This is a genomic window from Microbispora sp. CL1-1 (assembly GCF_012034195.1).
Lineage (GTDB): Bacteria > Actinomycetota > Actinomycetes > Streptosporangiales > Streptosporangiaceae > Microbispora.
The window spans coordinates 14391-32414 of the sequence record NZ_JAATEK010000054.1 but is presented as its reverse complement, the minus strand read 5'-3'; the positions used below and the strand labels follow the sequence as shown (position 1 = coordinate 32414).

At 70.2% G+C, this 18024-nt stretch carries 13 protein-coding genes and 1 tRNA gene; 10 read left to right on the top strand and 4 right to left on the bottom strand.

Features of this window, described 5'->3' with window-relative positions:
* Positions 1-112 precede the first annotated feature (112 nt).
* Positions 113-694 carry an XF1762 family protein gene (locus HCK04_RS36435; protein WP_142651894.1) on the top strand — a complete coding sequence of 194 codons (582 nt, stop codon included), beginning with the start codon at positions 113-115 and terminating at the stop codon, positions 692-694.
* A complete protein-coding gene (locus HCK04_RS36430; protein ID WP_205831156.1) occupies positions 691-1722 on the top strand; it encodes a site-specific DNA-methyltransferase in 1032 nt (343 codons plus the stop codon). Before HCK04_RS36435 ends, HCK04_RS36430 begins: the two co-directional genes overlap by 4 nt.
* A 306-nt stretch (positions 1723-2028) precedes the next feature.
* Here the strand turns inward: HCK04_RS36430 and HCK04_RS43140 are convergent, their stop codons facing one another.
* The 3 genes from HCK04_RS43140 to HCK04_RS36420 form a co-directional block, all read right to left on the bottom strand.
* On the bottom strand, positions 2029-2493 hold the full coding sequence (locus HCK04_RS43140; RefSeq protein WP_240972152.1) for a hypothetical protein: 465 nt from the start codon (positions 2491-2493) through the stop codon (positions 2029-2031).
* A gap of 33 nt (positions 2494-2526) precedes the next feature.
* Complete coding sequence (locus HCK04_RS41595) at positions 2527-2916, bottom strand: hypothetical protein (RefSeq protein WP_205831155.1); 390 nt, start codon at positions 2914-2916, stop codon at positions 2527-2529.
* 684 nt (positions 2917-3600) lie between these two features.
* Positions 3601-3686: transfer RNA gene (locus tag HCK04_RS36420), tRNA-Leu, on the bottom strand.
* Between the two features lie 212 nt (positions 3687-3898).
* On the opposite strand from HCK04_RS36420, the gene HCK04_RS36415 reads away from it, so the two are divergent.
* The 3 genes from HCK04_RS36415 (at position 3899) to HCK04_RS36405 (ending at position 8209) form a co-directional block, all read left to right on the top strand.
* Positions 3899-5194 (top strand): M20/M25/M40 family metallo-hydrolase, encoded by a 1296-nt coding sequence (locus HCK04_RS36415; protein WP_142651893.1) that lies wholly within the window; start codon positions 3899-3901, stop codon positions 5192-5194.
* 109 nt (positions 5195-5303) lie between these two features.
* Entirely contained in the window at positions 5304-5930 is a 627-nt protein-coding gene (locus HCK04_RS36410) for a hypothetical protein (protein WP_142651892.1), read from the top strand.
* 206 nt (positions 5931-6136) lie between these two features.
* Entirely contained in the window at positions 6137-8209 is a 2073-nt protein-coding gene (locus HCK04_RS36405) for a chaplin (RefSeq protein WP_142651891.1), read from the top strand.
* A gap of 332 nt (positions 8210-8541) precedes the next feature.
* Here the strand turns inward: HCK04_RS36405 and HCK04_RS36400 are convergent, their stop codons facing one another.
* Positions 8542-8727, bottom strand: a complete 186-nt coding sequence (locus tag HCK04_RS36400) for a DUF5703 family protein (protein ID WP_030507892.1) — start codon at positions 8725-8727, stop codon at positions 8542-8544.
* Positions 8728-8995: 268 nt separating this feature from the next.
* Between HCK04_RS36400 and topA the strand changes: the two genes are divergently transcribed.
* The 5 genes from topA (at position 8996) to ricT (ending at position 18011) form a co-directional block, all read left to right on the top strand.
* Entirely contained in the window at positions 8996-11671 is a 2676-nt protein-coding gene (topA, locus tag HCK04_RS36395) for a type I DNA topoisomerase (protein ID WP_260617532.1), read from the top strand.
* Positions 11672-12162: 491 nt separating this feature from the next.
* Entirely contained in the window at positions 12163-13497 is a 1335-nt protein-coding gene (locus HCK04_RS36390; RefSeq protein ID WP_142651904.1) for a metallophosphoesterase, read from the top strand.
* A gap of 289 nt (positions 13498-13786) precedes the next feature.
* Positions 13787-15850 carry a dTMP kinase gene (gene tmk, locus HCK04_RS36385; protein ID WP_142651889.1) on the top strand — a complete coding sequence of 688 codons (2064 nt, stop codon included), beginning with the start codon at positions 13787-13789 and terminating at the stop codon, positions 15848-15850.
* A gap of 6 nt (positions 15851-15856) precedes the next feature.
* The gene (locus HCK04_RS36380) at positions 15857-17029 is read left to right on the top strand and encodes a DNA polymerase III subunit delta' (protein ID WP_142651888.1); all 1173 of its coding nucleotides are present in this window, start codon (positions 15857-15859) and stop codon (positions 17027-17029) included.
* Positions 17030-17159: 130 nt separating this feature from the next.
* Positions 17160-18011 (top strand): regulatory iron-sulfur-containing complex subunit RicT, encoded by an 852-nt coding sequence (ricT, locus tag HCK04_RS36375; protein ID WP_142651903.1) that lies wholly within the window; start codon positions 17160-17162, stop codon positions 18009-18011.
* The last annotated feature ends 13 nt before the right edge of the window (positions 18012-18024 follow it).

The window sequence follows — 18024 nt, the reverse complement described above, 5'->3', positions numbered from 1 at the left end:
ATAGGTGACTGTCCGCGATCTCTGAGCTGTGCAGAGGTCGCATAGCTCGCTCAGATCCTGGTCCGAGGAGGACCTTTCTGAGCGGTCTCTGAGCCGCTGGCTATCCCTGGTCATGCGCCTCGGGCCGCACAGCGGCCTGACGGTGCACGCATCCGGAGAAACGTGTCCCGACTACACGATGGAAAGCAGGAATGACAAGAAGACAATCGCCAACGAGCGCCAGGGCCTGAACAGCTCGGAGCGTCTGGAGAATCAGCGGCTGGTGATTTCTCCAGTGCCGATCCAGACCGCGCGGGCATTCATCGCCTGGACCCAGCCCCGCCTCGCTCCGCCGGCCGGTGCCGCGTTCGCTCTCGGTGCCCAGACCGGTGACGGCATCCTCGTCGGTGTCGCTCTCATAGGCTGGCCGATCGCCTGGGCGTTCGACGATGGCGACACCGCCGAGGTCCTCGCCCTGGCCACCGACGGCACACCCGATGTCGGCCGACCGCTGCTGGGTGCCGTCTGGCCCCTGGCCCGCGAGATGGGCTACCGGCGCCTGATCGCCTACACCCGCATCGAGGAGTCCGGCATGGACCTGTGGGACGCCGGGTTCCGCGTCGTCCCCAGGCCCCTCGGGTGGCACACCGTCAGCCGAGCCGACGACGTCGCACGCGTCCTGTGGGCGATCCGGGCCGTCGGGGGCGGCCGATGAGCGGGCTGCGCGAGCCGTACTGGCACGACGAGCATGCGGCGCTCTACCAAGGGGACGCGCGTGCGGTGCTGGCAGAGATGGACGAGGGCTCGGTGGAGTGCATTGTCACCAGTCCGCCGTACTGGGGGCTTCGGAACTACTGCGAGGGCCAGTACGGGCAGGAGCCCACGCCGGAGGCGTACGTGGAGAACCTGCGGGCCACCTTTGCCGAGGCGCGGAGGGTTCTCGCCGACGACGGCACCTGCTGGCTGAACCTCGGGGACTGCTATGCGGCCAACTCCGACGGCTGGGCGCGGGGCAAGGACTACAACCCGCGCCAGCCGGAGGTGCGGCCCAAGGCGCGGCTGGCCGTGCCGCCGAAGAACCTGCTCGGCATGCCGTGGCGGGTCGCCTTCGCCCTCCAGGAGGACGGCTGGATCCTCCGCAACGCCATCGTGTGGAGCAAGCCCAATGCGATGCCGCAGTCCGTCCGGGACCGGATGTCCAACCGCTACGAGCTGATCTTCCTGCTCGTCAAACAGCAGCGGTACTGGTTCGACCTCGACCCGGTCCGTCAGCCCTACACCGGCGACCGTCCGATTTCCAGGCGGGCACGCTCCGGGGGTAACAAGGCGAACAGCATCCAGACGGCCTGGCCTCCGCTCGGCAAGTACGGCAGTGACGGTGAGGACGCGGCCGGCCCGCGGCATGGCGCGGCGATGAGGCCCACCGGTGCGCGGCATGCCGCCGCGCACCCGAACGGCAGGAATCCCGGGGATGTCTGGTCGATCCCCACCCGGCCACTGCGGGCGGCGCACTTCGCGGCATTCCCGATCGACATCCCGCTCAGGGCCATTGCCGCCGGCTGCCGCCCCGGCGGCACCGTCCTGGACCCGTTCACCGGCAGCGGCACCACCGGCATTGCTGCCCGGCAACTCGGCCGGCAGTTCGCCGGCATCGAGCTCAACGCCGACTACTGCCAGCTCGCCCAAGACCGGCTCCTCGCTGCCGCCGGCACGGCAATCCCGGCAGGAGGCGAGGGTGACTGAACAGCCACAAAGGGCCTGCTCAGGGCCTCCGGAATCGAGTTTCCAGGCGTACCCTGCAGGCCCGGCCGACCGCGAGAAGAAGCCCAAATCGCGGGAGGCCGGGGCCAAGAGCAAGCGCGTCGTCACCGTGGTGTTGCCCGCAGAAACGCCACAGCTGACCCCAGGGGCGGCGCGAGTGCTCCTGCGCATCCTTCTGAAAAGTCACGCGGAGCTGACCAAGAGTCAGCGGGAAGAGAGGAACGCCGAATGATCCCATTCGCCTTCTGGGGGCGAGTGTCCACAGAGGACAACCAGGACCCGGCCTCGTCACGGAACTGGCAACTGTCCCGGTCGCAGGCACTGATCGAACCACGCGGCGGCGTGATCGTCGCGGAGTTCTTCGACATCGACAAGTCGCGATCGATCCCGCCGCAGCGCAGGCCGCAGGCCGCGATCCTGCTCGACGAGCTGCGCAACCCCAATCGGGGGTTCGACGCCGTCGTGGTCGGTGAGCCGCAGCGCGCCTTCTACGGCAACCAATTCGGCAATACCTTCGAGCTCTTCAACCACTACGGGGTGCCCCTGTGGGTGCCGGAGGTCGGCGGACCGATCGACCCGACCAACGAAGCGCATGAGCTGATCATGTTGATGTTCGGCGGGATCAGCAAGGGCGAGCGCAACCGGATCAAGATGCGAGTCCGCACCACCATGGAAGCCCAGGCCAAGATCGAAGGCCGCTTCCTCGGGGGCCGCCCGCCATACGGCTACCGCCTCGTGGACGTCGGACCGCATCCCAATCCGAGCAAGGCAGCCGACGGCAAGCGCCTACGCCGACTGGAGCCCGACCCGACCACAGCTCCCATCGTGGGCCGGATCTTCTGGGAGTTCCTCCACGGCCAGGGCCTCTACCTGATCGCCGAGGGGCTCACCCGCGAGGGCATTCCGTGCCCCTCCGCCTACGACCGGGCCAGAAACCGCCATCGCAGCGGGATCGCCTGGTCGAAGTCGGCGATCCAGGCCATCCTCCTCAACCCTCGCTATACCGGTCGCCAGGTCTGGAACAAGCAGCGCAAGCAGGAAGAACTCCTGGACGTCCACGATGTCACCCAGGGCCACACCACCAAGCTCAAGTGGAACCCGGCGAGCCAGTGGGTCTGGTCCGAAAAGGTTGTCCACGAGCCGATCGTGGACGTCGAGACGTTCGAGCGGGTCCAAGCACTCCTGTCGGCGAAGGGGCGCACCGCTGACCAACGGAAGCCCCGCAGCACTCCACGCCCGTACGTGCTTCGCGGTCTGTTGTACTGCTGCGTCTGCACGCGGCGGATGGAAGGCAGCTGGAACAACGGCAGGCCGCACTACCGGTGCAAGTTCCCGACCGAATACGCGGTGGCCAACAAGATCGACCACCCGCGCACGGTCTATGTCCGGGAGGACCAGATCCTCGACGAGTTGGACCCCTGGCTCTGCCGGATCTTCACACCAGCCAACCTTCAGCGGACGGTCGAGACCCTGCTCGATGTCCAGAACAGCGAGGCAGACCGCGTCGCCATCGATACAGCCAAGCGGACCATCGATGACTGCGACCGTCGGATGGCCCGCTACCGGACGACTCTGGACGCGGGTGGAGACCCCCAGGAGATCGGCAAGTGGATGGCCGAGACCCGAGCCGAGCGGCTGAAGGCAGAGGGCCAGCTACGGGCCATTACCAGGAAGAGGGAGATCAGTGAAAAGGAGATCGCAGAGATGATCCCTCGGTTGGCCGAGATGGCCAAGGTCATCAAGAAGGCGGACCCTGCCGACCGGAACGACCTCTATACGCAGATGGGCCTGCACCTCGTCTACGACCCCCTGGAGAGAGTGGTCGCAGTTGAGGCCAGGCCCAACATGTACCAGAGTGCGTGTCCGAGGGGGGACTTGAACCCCCATGCCCATCACTGGGCACTAGCACCTCAAGCTAGCGCGTCTGCCTATTCCGCCACCCGGACGTGGTGCCTCACGCAGGATCGTCATCCCGCGTCGGCTGATACAGGTTAGCACTCTCTGCGCCCTGCTTCATACCGGGAATCCGCTCCGGCGCGGTTCCCGGGAGCCCGGGGGTGAACGTCACCCCTGTACGGCGGCAGGATGGAGGCGCGAGCCGTACGACGGGAAAGGCGGGCCGGTCCCCGCATGGGCCTGCCCGGCAGGAGGAGGCGTAATGACCCCACGCTACGGGGAGGACGAGGTCGCGGAGCTGTGCCGCGACCTGATCCGCATCGACTCGGTCAACGCGGGGGACAACGCGGGGCCCGGGGAACGCGAGGCCGCGGAATACGTGGCCGGCAAGCTGGCGGAGGTCGGCCTGGAGCCGCGGCTCCTCGAATCCGACCGCGGGCGGGCGAACGTGGTCGCCCGCGTCGAGGGCGCCGACCCGAGCAGGGACGCCCTCGTTCTCCACGGCCATCTGGACGTCGTGCCGTTCGACGCGGCCGACTGGACCCACCACCCGCTGAGCGGCGAGATCGCCGACGGCTGTGTCTGGGGCCGCGGCGCGGTCGACATGAAGGACATGGACGCGATGATCCTCGCCGTCGTACGGCGGCGCCTGAGCGAGGGGCGCAGGCCGCCCAGGGATGTCGTCCTCGTCTTCACCGCCGACGAGGAGGCCGGGGGCCACTACGGCGCCCAGTGGCTGGCGCAGCGGCATCCGGAGGTCTTCGAGGGCTGCACCGAGGCCATCGGCGAGGTGGGCGGCTTCAGCGTGACCACCGAGAAGGGCCGGCTCTACCTGATCGAGGCGGCGGAGAAGGGCATCGCCTGGATGCGCCTGACCGCCAGGGGCAGGGCCGGGCACGGCTCGATGCTCAACGACGACAACGCCGTGACCGAGCTCGCCGAGGCGGTCGGCCGGATCGGCCGTCACAAGTGGCCGGTGCGCCTCACCCCCACGGTGCAGGCGTTCTTCGAGGAGGTCTTCGGCAAGGAGGTCAAGGCGGAGGACGCGGAGGCGGCGGTGGCCACGCTCGGGCCGCTCGCCCGGATGATCGGCGCCACCCTCCGCAACACGACCAACCCGACCATGCTGCAGTCCGGATACAAGGCGAACGTGATCCCCCAGATCGCGACCGCGCACGTGGACGGCAGGTTCCTGCCGGGCTATGAGGACGAGTTCTTCCAGACCGTCGACGAGCTGCTCGGGCCCAACGTGACCAGGGAGTTCGTCTATCACGACGTGGCGGTCGAGACCCCCTTCAAGGGCACGCTGGTCAAGGCGATGGCCGACGCGCTGCAGGAGGAGGACCCCGGCTCGCGGGCCGTGCCGTACACGCTGAGCGGCGGCACCGACCTCAAGGCGTTCAGCCGCCTCGGCATCAGCGGGTACGGCTTCGCGCCGCTGCGGCTTCCCGAAGACTTGGACTTCTCCGGGATGTTCCATGGCGTCGACGAGCGGGTTCCGGTTGATTCTCTCCGGTTTGGCGTCCGGGTCCTTGACCGTTTCCTCGAATACTGCTGAGAAAGCTCTTGCGATCACGTGCCGTGCCGCTAAAGTAACTCTCCGTTGGGGGTTGATCCGCACCGGATAGGCCCGGCGGACTGTTGACTCAGCGGTTTGGGGAGGTCGCGTGACGCGCACGTCGCAGGAACAGCGCAGGGCGGGCTCGCCCTCCGCCGTTCCCGGCGTGCGCGTCACGTCTCCCGGCTCTGCGAAGCGGGGCCGGATGGCGCGGTTCGCGGCCGGCTCCCGTCTGGGTCGCCTGTTGGTCGTCGGCGGGCTGATCGCCGCCGGATGGCTGCTCGGCCTGTTCTTCGGTGTCTTCGGCACGGCGATGTCCGTGGCCGGGACCACACCCTCACATGACGTCGCCGGGTCGGTTCTTCCCGATCGTCTCTCAGGTCCGGATCTCGGTCTGCCGCCCTCGCCGGGCGGGGCCGGGTCCCACGGGAAGATCACCGACGGTTTCCCCACGGTGGCGCACGACGTCTCGGTGAACGCCGAGGCGATGGCGGGGCGCACGGTCGACGGGCTCACCAGCCAGTCGAAGCCGCTGCTCCCCCCACCCTCCACCGCGGACCACGCGCCCGCAGACCAGGGCCTGGTCCCGCAGTCGAGCGGTGGAAGCATCCTGTTCGGGGATGTCGCGCGGGAAGTGTTCGAACCGCGCTTCACCAAGCTGCCCGCCCCTCTGGCGGCGGTTGTTCCCCCGGTTGTCCGCACAGCGGCGGACGACCCGTCTTTCTCTCCTGACTGATCCCGCTTCAGCGCCGGTCCCCGTCGTACGGCGACCGGTGCCACCGCCTGCCCTCGCTCGTGGTGCCCGGGCGGCAGGCTCCCGCGGGTGACGCGGAATTTCCCATCCTCGTGACCGTCCTACGGCTCCGCTGTGCTCATGCGGCCCGGACTCGCGTCACGAGCTGTCAGGTAACCCCCTAAGAAGAACCACTAGGAGCATTCATCATGCGAACGTGGGCGAAGGGCTCGACCTCCGCGGCGTTTCTGGCCGCCGGCGTCATGGCCCTTGGCAGCGGTACGGCTCTCGCCGACACCGACGGCAGTCACTCGGTGCTCGGCGGCAACCAGATCGACATACCGGTGACCCTGCCGATCGACATCAGCGGCAACGCGGTGGCCGTCATCGGCCAGTCACGGGCCTCCTCCCAGGGCGGCGCGGTCGTGCAGGGCGCGGGCGTGGGCGCCGGAGAGAACAAGACCTCCGGAGCGGGCAGCATCCTCGGCGGCAACCAGGTCGAAGCGCCGATCAACATCCCGGTCAACGCCTGCGGCAACGCGGTGTCGGTCATCGGCAAGTCGGACGCGAGCTGCCGTGGCGGCGCGGCCGTCAAGAGCCCGGGACGGCGCGGTAACGCGGGCGGCAACCGCACCAGCGGTGTGCACAGCATCGGGGGCGGCAACCAGGTCGTCGCGCCGATCACCGCTCCGATCAACCTGTGCGGCAACTCGATCGCCGTCTTCGGCAACGCCACCGCCGGATGCCGCGGCGGCGCCTTCGTCGGCGGCGGCCGTGACGTCGTCCGCGCCGGCGGCAACCGCACCAGCGGACACGGCTCGATCCTGGGCGGCAACCAGGTCGTCGCGCCGATCACGGCTCCGATCAACGTCTGCGGCAACTCCGTCGCGGCCATCGGCAAGGCGTTCTCGGGCTGCACCGGAGGCTCGTCCGTGGGCGGCTCCGGCGGCAAGGGCGGCCACGGGGGCAAGGGTGGTCACGGCCACGGAGGCAAGGGCGGCCACGGCGGGTACGGCGGTCACAACGGGGGCGGTCACAAGGGAGGCGGTCACTGGAACCGTCCCGGATCGACCGGCCACGACACCGACGGCCGCTACGCCGTGGGCGGCGGCACCCAGGTGATCTCGCCGATCATCACGCCGATCGACGTCTGCGGCAACGGCTCGGGCAGCTGCAAGGGCGGCCACGGCCACGGGGGCAAGGGCGGTCACTGGGGCAAGGGCGGCCACGGCGGCTGGTCCGGCGGAGGCGCGGGCGGCAACCGCACCAGCGGTGTGCACAGCATCGGGGGCGGCAACCAGGTCGTCGCGCCGATCACGGTGCCGATCAACGTCTGCGGCAACGCCATCGCGATCGCGGGCGACGCCTTCGCGGGCTGCCGCGGCGGCGCGACGATCGTCGGCGGCTGGAGCAAGCACGGCGTCCGGGGCGCGGGCGGCAACGTCACGTCCGGCCACGGCTCGATCCTGGGCGGCAACCAGGTCGTCGCGCCGATCACCGCTCCGATCAACGTCTGCGGCAACGCGGTGGCCGTCATCGGCAAGTCCCACGCGGGCTGCCAGGGCGGCGCCTCGGTCCTCGGCGGCGGCGCCGGGGCGGGCGGCAACATCACCTCGGGCCGGCACGGGATCCTCGCGGGCAACCAGATCGTCGCCCCGATCACCGCTCCGATCAACATCTGCGGCAACTCGGTGGCCGTGCTCGGCGACGCCGCCGCGGGGTGCCTCGGCGGCGCCCAGGTGGGCGGCGGCTGGAAGCGTCACGGCTCCGGGGGCTTCCCGCAGCACAAGGCCGCCCGCGCCGGGGTCATGCCCGCCATGCCGGGCGCGTCGGTGCTGTCGGGCAAGCAGACGGTGCAGCCGATGAGCGCCGCCGCCACCCCGACCGCTCCCGTCGTCGGCGACCTGCCGAACATGCTGGGCCTGCCGGAGACGCCGAGCCTGCCCGTCGTCTCCGACGCCAAGGGCAAGAAGGCCGGCAGCACCCCCGCGGCCGTCTCCAAGGTCGGCGGCACGCTCGACGGCGCGACCCGCTCGCTGCCCGCCGCCAAGACGCTGGAGGACGCGACGCGCGGCCTCCCGACCGGCGACCTCGGCAAGAGCACCGACGGCCTGCTGCCGCTCGGCAAGCTGAGCGGGCTCAACCTGATGAGCGCCGAGCAGCCCGTCGGCCTGACCGGGATGAACCCGGCGTCGCTCCTCGCTCTGGCCCTCGGCGCCATGTTCGCCGCCTCGGCGAGCCTGTTCGCCGTCACCCGCCGCTTCCGGTTCGGCCGCAAGTAGTCGTACGGCCGCGCGTGACGGCTCGGAACGCCTCCGGCGGCGACGGCCGTACGGAGTGATCGGGCGGCGCGCGGCTGACGGAGGCGAGGGATATCACTCGCCCGCGCCGGGGAGCGTCTGCCAGACGCTTCCGGCGCGGGCGACCAGGACGCCCCCCACCACCAGTGGAGGAGGCATGATCGCTTTGCCCGTTCCGGGGGCGCGGCCCGGGGCGGGCAAAGCCCTTTTGTCCGGTACTGTTTCAAGACAGATGGGAGCACTTACGGCCATGACTGCAACGAGATTGCGGATGAGCAAAGCCGTTTTGACCGTGGCGTCCGCGGCACCTGGGGTCACATGGTCCGTGCGGCCCGTATGATCTTCCGACGCAGCCGGACGCGCCTGCTGCCGTCGGGATAAAGGCGTAACCGCTCCAGCTCCCAATCTCCGTGCTCGGCATGCTCCGTGAGCATCTGCCTCGCCGCCTCGCGAGGGGTGTCCCGAGGGAGATACAGGTCCAGATAGGAGTAGTCGAGCACTGCCATTGGTCTCCGGGGCGTGCTAGGGAACTCGTTGGGCTCTATTCTGCGTCTCCGTGGATAACAGCGCCAGGCGGGTTACATTCCCGGACATAACCGGGTAGCCCGAGGGGGAGGAACGTGCGGCGGCAGGTACCTTCAAAGCGGCGCCTCGTCGGCGCCCCCAGGGGGTAGGAGCCTCCGGCCCGGACGACGAGGGTGTCATGAGCCGGGAGTACGAAGCCCGGCAGCACGGGGAATGACAGCGGACAGCGAGGTAGGAAGCAGCGTGCCAGCCAACAACGGCAACGCCGGCGGAACCCGCCTGGTGATCGTGGAATCGCCCGCGAAGGCGAAGACGATCGCCGGGTACCTCGGGCGCGGCTACATCGTCGAGTCGAGCATCGGCCACATCCGCGATCTTCCGGAGAAGGCCGATGACATCCCGGAGAAGTACAAGGAGGAGGCCTGGGCCCGCCTCGGGGTGAACGTCGACCACGAGTTCGAGCCGCTCTACGTCGTTAACCCGGACAAGAAGTCGCAGGTGTCCAAGCTCAAGCAGCTCCTCAAGGAAGCCGACGAGCTCTACCTCGCGACCGACGAGGACCGGGAGGGCGAGGCCATCGCGTGGCACCTCCGCGAGGTGCTGAAGCCCAAGATCCCCGTGCACCGCATGGTGTTCCACGAGATCACCCCGCACGCGATCAGGGACGCGGTCTCCAACCCCCGTGACCTGAACCTCCGTCTGGTCGACGCCCAGGAGACCCGGCGCATCCTCGACCGCCTGTACGGCTACGAGGTCAGCCCGGTCCTGTGGAAGAAGGTCAAGCCGCGGCTTTCCGCCGGTCGTGTTCAGTCGGTCGCGACCCGGCTGGTGGTGGAGCGCGAGCGCGAGCGGATGGCGTTCACGGCCGCCAACTACTGGGATCTCCAGGCGCTGTTCGACACCGGCCGGGCGGGCGACGACCCCCGGACGTTCTCCGCGACGCTGACCGGCGTGGACGGCAGGCGCGTGGCCCAGGGCCGCGACTTCGCCTCCACCGGCAAGCTGAAGAGCTCCGACGTCCTCCACCTCGACGAGGCCGCCGCGACGGCCCTCGCCGGCCGGCTGGAGGGCGTGGATTACGCCGTGCGGTCGGTCGAGCGCAAGCCGTACACGCGCAAGCCGTACGCGCCGTTCCGGACGACCACGCTGCAGCAGGAGGCGAGCCGCAAGCTGGGCTTCTCCGCCAAATACACGATGCAGGTGGCCCAGCGGCTCTACGAGAACGGCTACATCACCTACATGCGAACCGACAGCATCACGCTGTCGGAGACCGCCGTCGCCGCCGCCCGCAGCCAGGCGATCAAGCTGTACGGCTCGGCGTACGTGCCGGACAAGCCGCGCGTATACACCAGCAAGGTGAAGAACGCCCAGGAGGCGCACGAGGCCATCCGGCCGTCCGGCGAGGAGTTCCGCACGCCGGGCGAGACCGGCCTGTCCGGGGACATGTTCCGGCTGTACGAGCTGATCTGGCAGCGTACGGTCGCGTCCCAGATGAAGGACGCCGTCGGCGAGTCGGTGTCGGTCAAGGTCGGCGGCACGTCCAGCGCCGGAGAGAACGTCGAGTTCAGCGCCACCGGCCGGACGATCACCTTCCACGGCTTCCTCAAGGCGTACGTCGAGGGCGCGGACGACCCCTCGACCGACCGGGACGACTCGGAGAAGCGCCTGCCGGCGCTGGCCGAGGGCGACCGGCTCACGGCGGCCGAGCTGAGCGCGCTCGGGCACTCGACCAAGCCGCCCGCGCGCTACACCGAGGCGTCGCTGGTCAAGGAGCTGGAAGACCGGGAGATCGGGCGTCCGTCGACGTACGCGTCGATCATCGGAACGATCCTCGACCGGGGCTACGTGTTCAAGAAGGGCACCGCCCTGGTGCCGTCGTTCCTGGCGTTCGCCGTGGTCAACCTGCTCGAACAGCACTTCGGCAACCTGGTCGACTACGACTTCACGGCCGAGATGGAGAAGGTCCTCGACGACATCGCCAACAACCGCGCCGAGCGGGTGCCCGAGCTGCGCCGCTTCTACTTCGGCGGCGAGGACGGCGACGAGGGCCTGAAGGAGATGGTCACCGACCTCAACGAGATCGACGCCAAGGAGATCAGCTCGTTCCCGATCAAGGGGACGGACATCGTGATCAGGGTCGGCCGCTACGGGCCCTACCTCGACCGCGACGGCGCCCGGGTGAACATCCCGGAGGACATGGCGCCGGACGAGCTGACCGCCGAGAAGGCCGAGGAGCTGTTCTCGCGTCCGAGCGGCGACCGCGAGCTGGGCGTCGACCCCGCGACCGGCCGGAAGATCGTGGCCAAGGACGGCCGTTATGGCCCGTACGTCACGGAGATCCTGCCCGAGGAGCCGGCGCCGGAGGACGGCAAGAAGCGGACGAAGAAGGCGGACGCTCCCAAGCCGCGGACCAGCTCGCTGTTCAAGTCGATGGACCTGGACACGATCACGCTGGAGCAGGCGCTGAAGCTGCTCCAGCTTCCGCGGGTCGTCGGCGAGATCGACGGCGAGGAGGTGACCGCGCAGAACGGCAAGTTCGGGCCCTACATCAAGAAGGGCACCGACTCGCGGTCGCTGCCGTCCGAGGAGGACCTGCTGACGATCACGATCGAGCAGGCCAAGGAGCTGTTCGCACAGCCGAAGGCCCGCGGGCGTGGCCGTGCCGCCGCCGCGCCGCCCCTTCGTGAGCTGGGCGAGGACCCGAACTCCAAGAAGCCGGTCGTGGTGAAGGAGGGCCGCTTCGGTCCGTACGTCACCGACGGCGAGACCAACGCGTCCCTGCGCAAGGGCGACACGGTCGAGGACATCACGCTGGAGCGGGCGGCGGAGCTGCTGGCCGAACGGCGGGAGCGGGCACCTGCCCCCAAGCGCACGACCCGGGCCAGGACCACCACGAAGAAGCCCGCAGCGAAGTCCTGACCGGTTTTCCACTGATCCCGGTTCTCCACTGACCGAGGGTCTTCGCCGGTCGCCTGTCACCGCGAACCGCGCTCCTATCAGGGGCGCGGTTCGCGCGTTCTCTGCTGCGGTGGCACGTGCGGTGGCTGATGCCGTCGCACGTGCCGTGGTGAGCGGGGTGGGTTGCCCGGGCGCGGTGGCGGGCGCCCCGCTCAGGTGCGCTCGCGCGTGATGGCACTGCCCTGAGCGCGGTGTGAGGTTCCCCGCCCGGGCGAGGTCCCGGGCGGGGTGTCCTGCCTGGACGAGGCCGCGCGCGCCCTTCCCGCAGGCGGTGGCCTGCCCAGGGACCGTCACAGGCGCGGTGGCCTGCCCCGGCGGGGCTTCGCGAGTTGTCCACAGATGGAGCCCGGCTGTGGACAACGGACGCGGCTGTCGCTGCGAGCTCATAGCATCGTCGTCAGCCGGCCCTTGATCGCCGCCGGTCGAGGGGAGTTCTCGTGGGGTTCGTGGGCATGATTCTGGTGGCCGTCGTGGTCGTGCACGCCTACCTGTGGCGGAGGCTGGTCAGGGCGTCGACGACGCCGGGATCACGTTCGCGCCGGGTGCTGACGTGGGGGCTCGTGGTCCTCGCCGCCCTGATGGTGGTGACCTTCGGCGGGAGCCGGCTCGGCCTCGGCATGGACGTGGAGCGGGTCGTGGCCTGGCCCGGCTATCTGTGGCTGGCCGTCATGTTCTACCTGTTCGTGTTGGGCCTGGTGATGGAGGTGCCCCGGGCGGTCGCGACGTTCGTCGTGTCCAGGCGCCGCCGTACGGCCGAAGCCGCCGTTCCGGCCGAGCGGGCCGATGGAGAGGCGGCACCCGTGGACGAGGCGGTCCTGGCGGCGCCGGTGGACGAGGTGGTCCTCGCCGGTGCGACGGCAGGGGGAGGCGCCACCGCTCAGGGCACGGCCACGACCGGCAGGCCGGTGGCGGAGGGGGTCGAGGCGGACCCGCCGGCGCTCGACCGGCGGCTGTTCATCTCCCGTACGGCCTCCGCGGTCGTGGCCGTGGGAGCGCTCGCGACCGTCGGCTATGGCGTGAGCGAGGCCCTCGGCGATCCGGTGATCGAGCGGGTGCCGATCCGCCTGCCCCGGCTCGATCCCCGGATGAGCGGGCTGCGCATCGCGGTCGTCAGCGACATCCATCTCGGCCCGCTGACCGGCCGGGGGCACACCGAGCGAATCGTCCGGATGATCAACGGCCTGGAGGCCGACGCGGTGACGATCGTGGGCGACCTGGTGGACGGCACGGTCGCCGAGCTCGGTCATCTGGCCACGCCGCTCAAGTCCCTCGAATCCCGCTATGGCGCATATTTCGTGACCGGCAATCACGAGTACTACACCGCCGAGGGCCCCCAGGAATGGATCGAGGAGTTGCGCTCGCTGGGCGTCCGGCCGCTGCGCAACGAGCGGGTCGAGATCCGGCACGGGGGAGCCGTGCTTGACCTCGCGGGCGTCAACGACCTCAACGGCGTGCCGTCCGGCGACGGCCCGGATCTCGACAAGGCGCTCGGAGGCCGCGACGCGAACCGGCCCGTGGTGCTCATGGCCCATCAGCCCGTCCAGGTGACGCAGGCCGCCGCGCACGGCGTCGATCTCCAGCTGTCCGGGCACACCCACGGTGGCCAGATGGCGCCGTTCAACCTGCTCGTTCCGCTGCAGCAGCCCGTGGTGTCGGGGCTGGCGAGCGTGCCGCGCACGGGCGGCGGCCAGACCCAGGTGTACGTGACACGAGGGGCGGGCTTCTGGGGGCCGCCGGTCCGCGTGGGCGCGCCCCCCGAGATCACCCTCATCGAGCTACACGCCTGACCGCGCCGGACCCTGGAGGCGGCATCGGACAGATCGTTGGGGCCGCCTCGCCGAGCTGCCGACCGGCCGCGCCGGATCCGCGGAAGCGGGACCGATCACGGGGTTGGCGTCCTCTCGTTGAGCTGCCCGGCTGACCGCGCCGGGGCATCGGAAGTGGAACCGGATAGAGCATTGGGCCCATCTCGACAGCGAGGACGAGGCGGACGTAATACCCTCAGGCGACGGGCAGGCCCCAGCGGCCCGCTCGTCCGCATCCCAAGCCCAGCGAGCACCTGGATACGCTGACATCATGAGCACCCCTGGCCGGGCCGCCGCGCGACGCAAGCAGCCGCACGTGCTGGCGAACGCGTCGTTCCGCAGGCTGTGGACGGCGATGGCGACGTGCAGCCTCGGTGACTGGCTCAACATCATCGCGCTGACCGCTCTGGCCGGAAACCTGACCGCGGGGTCCGGTTTCCAGGCGCAGAGCCTCGCCATCGGCGGCGTCTTCGTCGCCAAGATGTTGCCCGCGATCCTGCTCGGCCCGCTCGCGGGAGCGGTCGCCGACCGGTTCGACCGCAGGCTGACGATGGTCGTCGCCGACCTCGCCAGGTTCGCGGTGGTGCTGTCGATCCCACTGGTCGGCAACTACCAGTGGGTGATCATCGCGACGTTCCTGGTCGAGTGCGTGAACCTCTTCTGGGTGCCCGCCAAGGACGCGACGGTGCCCAACCTCGTGCCCAAGGAGCGGCTGGAGGAGGCCAACCAGCTCAACCTCCTGGTGACGTACGGCACCGCTCCCGTGGCGGCGGCGCTGTTCGCGATCGTGTCGGGCGTGGTCACGACGATCTCGGCCGCCGCGCCCTCGTTCGACGTCGCGGCCACCAGCGTGGCGCTGTACGCCAACGCGCTGGCCTATCTCGCCTCCGCCGTGATGGTCTTCACGCTGCGGGCGATTCCGAACAACCACACCAGGCACGTGTCCACACCCTCGGTGCTGCGGCAGATCACCGAAGGGTGGCGGTTCGTCGGCGGCAACCGCGTCGTACGCGGCCTGATCATCGGCATGCTCGGGGCGTTCGCCGCCGGGGGCGCCGTCATCGGCGTCGCCAAGGCGTACGTGCAGACCCTGGGCGGCGGTGACGCGGGCTACGGCGCGGTGTTCTGCGCCGTCTTCCTCGGCATGGCGTTCGGCATGTTCTTCGGCCTGCGGCTGCTGAAGGGCCTGTCGAGGCGGCGGCTGTTCGGGTTGTCGATCGTGCTCGCGGGGCTGACGCTGGCCGCCGTCGCGCTGATCCAGAACCTGGTGATCGTGGTCGTGCTGACCGTCGTGCTGGGCGCCTGCGCCGGCATCGCCTGGATCATCGGCTACACCGTGATCGGCCTGGAGGTGGAGGACGGGCTGCGCGGCCGCACGTTCTCCTTCCTGCAGTCGCTCGCCCGGGTGGTGCTGCTGCTGGTCGTGGCGGTGGCATCGACGCTGGCCGCGCTGTTCGGCACGCACGACCTCGGGCTCGCCGGGATCAGCTACCACTTCGACGGCACCAACCTCGTGCTGCTGCTGGGCGCGCTGCTGGCGGTCGCCGTCGGGGTGGTCGCGCTGCGGCACATGGACGACCGGCCGGGAATCCCCATCACGGTCGACCTGCTGACCGCCCTGCGCGGGCAGCGGTTCGAGCCGGAGGAGACGGACCCCGAGCGTGGTCTGTTCATCGCGTTCGAAGGCGGCGAGGGCTCTGGCAAGACCACCCAGTCGCGGCTGCTCGCGATCTGGCTGCGTGATCAGGGCTTCGACGTCGTGCAGACCCGCGAGCCGGGCTCGACCAAGGTCGGCATGCGGTTGCGGGCGATCCTGCTCGACGCCGCCCATCAGGGCCTGTCTCCACGGGCCGAGGCGATGCTGTACGCCGCCGACCGGGCCGAGCACGTGGAGAAGGTCATCAGGCCTGCCCTGCGGCGCGGCTCGACGGTGATCTCCGACAGGTACGTGGACTCGTCGCTCGCCTACCAGGGCGCCGGGCGGTCGCTCGACCCGGAGGACGTCGCGAGGATCAACAGGTGGGCGACGGGCGGCCTCGTCCCCGACCTGACCGTGCTGATCGACGTGCCGCCCGCCGTCGGGCTGCGGCGGATGGCCTCGCCCGCCGACCGCATCGAGGCCGAGCCGCTGGAGTTCCACGAGCGGGTGCGGCGCGAGTTCCGGGCGCTGGCGGCGGCCGACCCCGACCGCTATCTCGTGGTGGACGGCACGCTGGACCAGCGGGAGGTGACGCGCCTGATCCAGGACCGGGTGCGGGAGATCCTCCCTGACCCGGTGCCGCAGGAGGCCGAGGAGGCCACCGGCACGATGCCCGCCATCCGCGACTTCGGGTAGCCGCGCATGACCGTCTTCGGGGACCTGATCGGGCAGGACCGGGCGATCGACGTGATGCGTCGGGCCGCGTCGGCCGCCGCCGACGTCATCGCCGGAGGCCGCGGCGCGGGCATGACGCACGCCTGGCTGTTCACCGGGCCGGCCCTGCGGTCCGCGGCCGCCACGGCGTTCGCGGCCTCGCTGCTCTGCCCCGACCAGGGCTGCGGCCACTGTGACGACTGCCATCAGGTCGAGGTCGGCTCGCACCCGGACGTCACGTTCGTCCGGCCCGAGGGCCTGTCGTACAGCGTGCGGCAGACCCGCGAGCTCGTGCTCAAGGCGGCGGGGGCGCCCACGCTCGGCCGCTGGCGGATCGTGCTGTTCGATGACGCCGACCGGGTGACGGAGGCGGCGGCCAACGCGCTGCTCAAGGCCATCGAGGAACCACCGCCGCGGACCGTGTGGCTGCTGTGCGCGCCCTCACCGGACGACATGATCATCACGATCCGCTCGCGCTGCCGGGTCGTGACGCTGGGCACGCCCTCCACCGAGGCGGTCGCGAACGTCCTGGTGACCCGCGACGGGGTGCCCCACGACGTGGCGCTCGACGCCGCGCGGGCGGCCCAGGGCGACATCGGCCGGGCGCGGCGGCTCGCGCTGGACGAGGAGGTCCGACGCCGGCGCGACGACGTGCTGTCGATCCCCCGGTCGCTGACCGGGGTGGCGGAGTGCATCACCGCCGCCGAGCGGCTGGTGAAGACCTCCACCGAGGACGCCGACGCGGCCACGACCGCGCTGAACGAGGTCGAGACGGCCGAGCTGCGCAAGGTCTACGGCGAGGGCTCGTCCGGTAAGGGGCTCAACAAGGGCCTCGTGCGGGGCGGCGCGGGCGCGCTCAAGGAGCTCGAGACCATGCAGAAATCGCGGGCGACCCGCATCAAGCGCGACTCCCTCGACCTCGCGCTGCTCGAACTCGTGGCGTTCTACCGTGACGTGCTGGCTGTGCAGTTCGGGGCCTCCGTCGAGCTGGCCAACGAGGACCGCAGGCACGAGGTGGAGGCCGTCGCACGGGCGTCCACCCCCGAGCAGACGCTCCGCCGTACGGACGCGATCATGAAGTGCCGGGAGCGGCTGGCGGCCAACGTGAACCCGCAGATCGCGGTCGAGGCCATGACCCTCGCGCTCCGCTCGCCCGCGTAGGTGCGCGGGCGACCCGGGGCTCCCGGTCCGGCTGTGGTTGTCCACAGGCGATGATTGCCGGTGCCGTACGGCACGTATGGTGGGTTCGGACGCGTTAGCCGTACGGATCGAGGAGGGCCGGCGCTTGGGCATGATGATGGCCGTGAGCTTCACCCGTTACGGACGGCTCTACTACCTCGATCCGGGCGGCCACTCGCCCAAGGTCGGCGACAAGGTCCTCGTGCCGACCGACTCCGGGCCCGAGGTCGCCGAGTGCGTGTGGGCGCCGCAATACGTGAGCGAGGACGTCGAGGGTCTGCCCGTCTGCCAGGGCATCGCGGCCGAGGAGCACCTGACCCGTGACGAGACCAACCGCCGCCGCAGGGCGGAGGCACGCAGCGTGTCCAAGCGCCTCATCAAACGGCACGAGCTGCCGATGAAGGTTGTCGGCGTCGACTACCTGGACGCCGACAACGTCTACACCGTGTATTTCTCCGCGCCTCACCGGGTCGACTTCCGGGCGCTCGTGCGCGACCTGGCCCGCAACCTGCGTGCCCGGGTGGAGCTGCGCCAGATCGGCCCCCGTGACGAGGCCAGGCTGCAGGGCGGCATCGGCCCCTGCGGGCGCGACCTGTGCTGCGCGACGTTCCTCAAGGACTTCGAGCCGGTCTCGGTGCGGATGGCCAAAGACCAGGACCTCCCGGTCAACCCGCTCAGGATCGCGGGCGCCTGCGGCCGGCTGATGTGCTGCCTGAAGTACGAGCACCCGCTCTATCAGGAGTTCCGGGCGTCGGCGCCGCGCACCGGCCTCGCGGTGGACACCCCGCAGGGCCCCGGCACCGTGGTGGGCCACAACGTGCCGTCCGACTCCGTCATCGTCCGCCTCAACGAGGGCGGCCGGCGCTGCGCCTGCTCCAAGGCCAGCGTCTGCGCCCCGCGCAAGCAGCATGACGCGATGTACGGTGACGCCGAGGTGGTGGCCGAGAGCGACCCGAGCGCCTGACACGGCGGGCCTC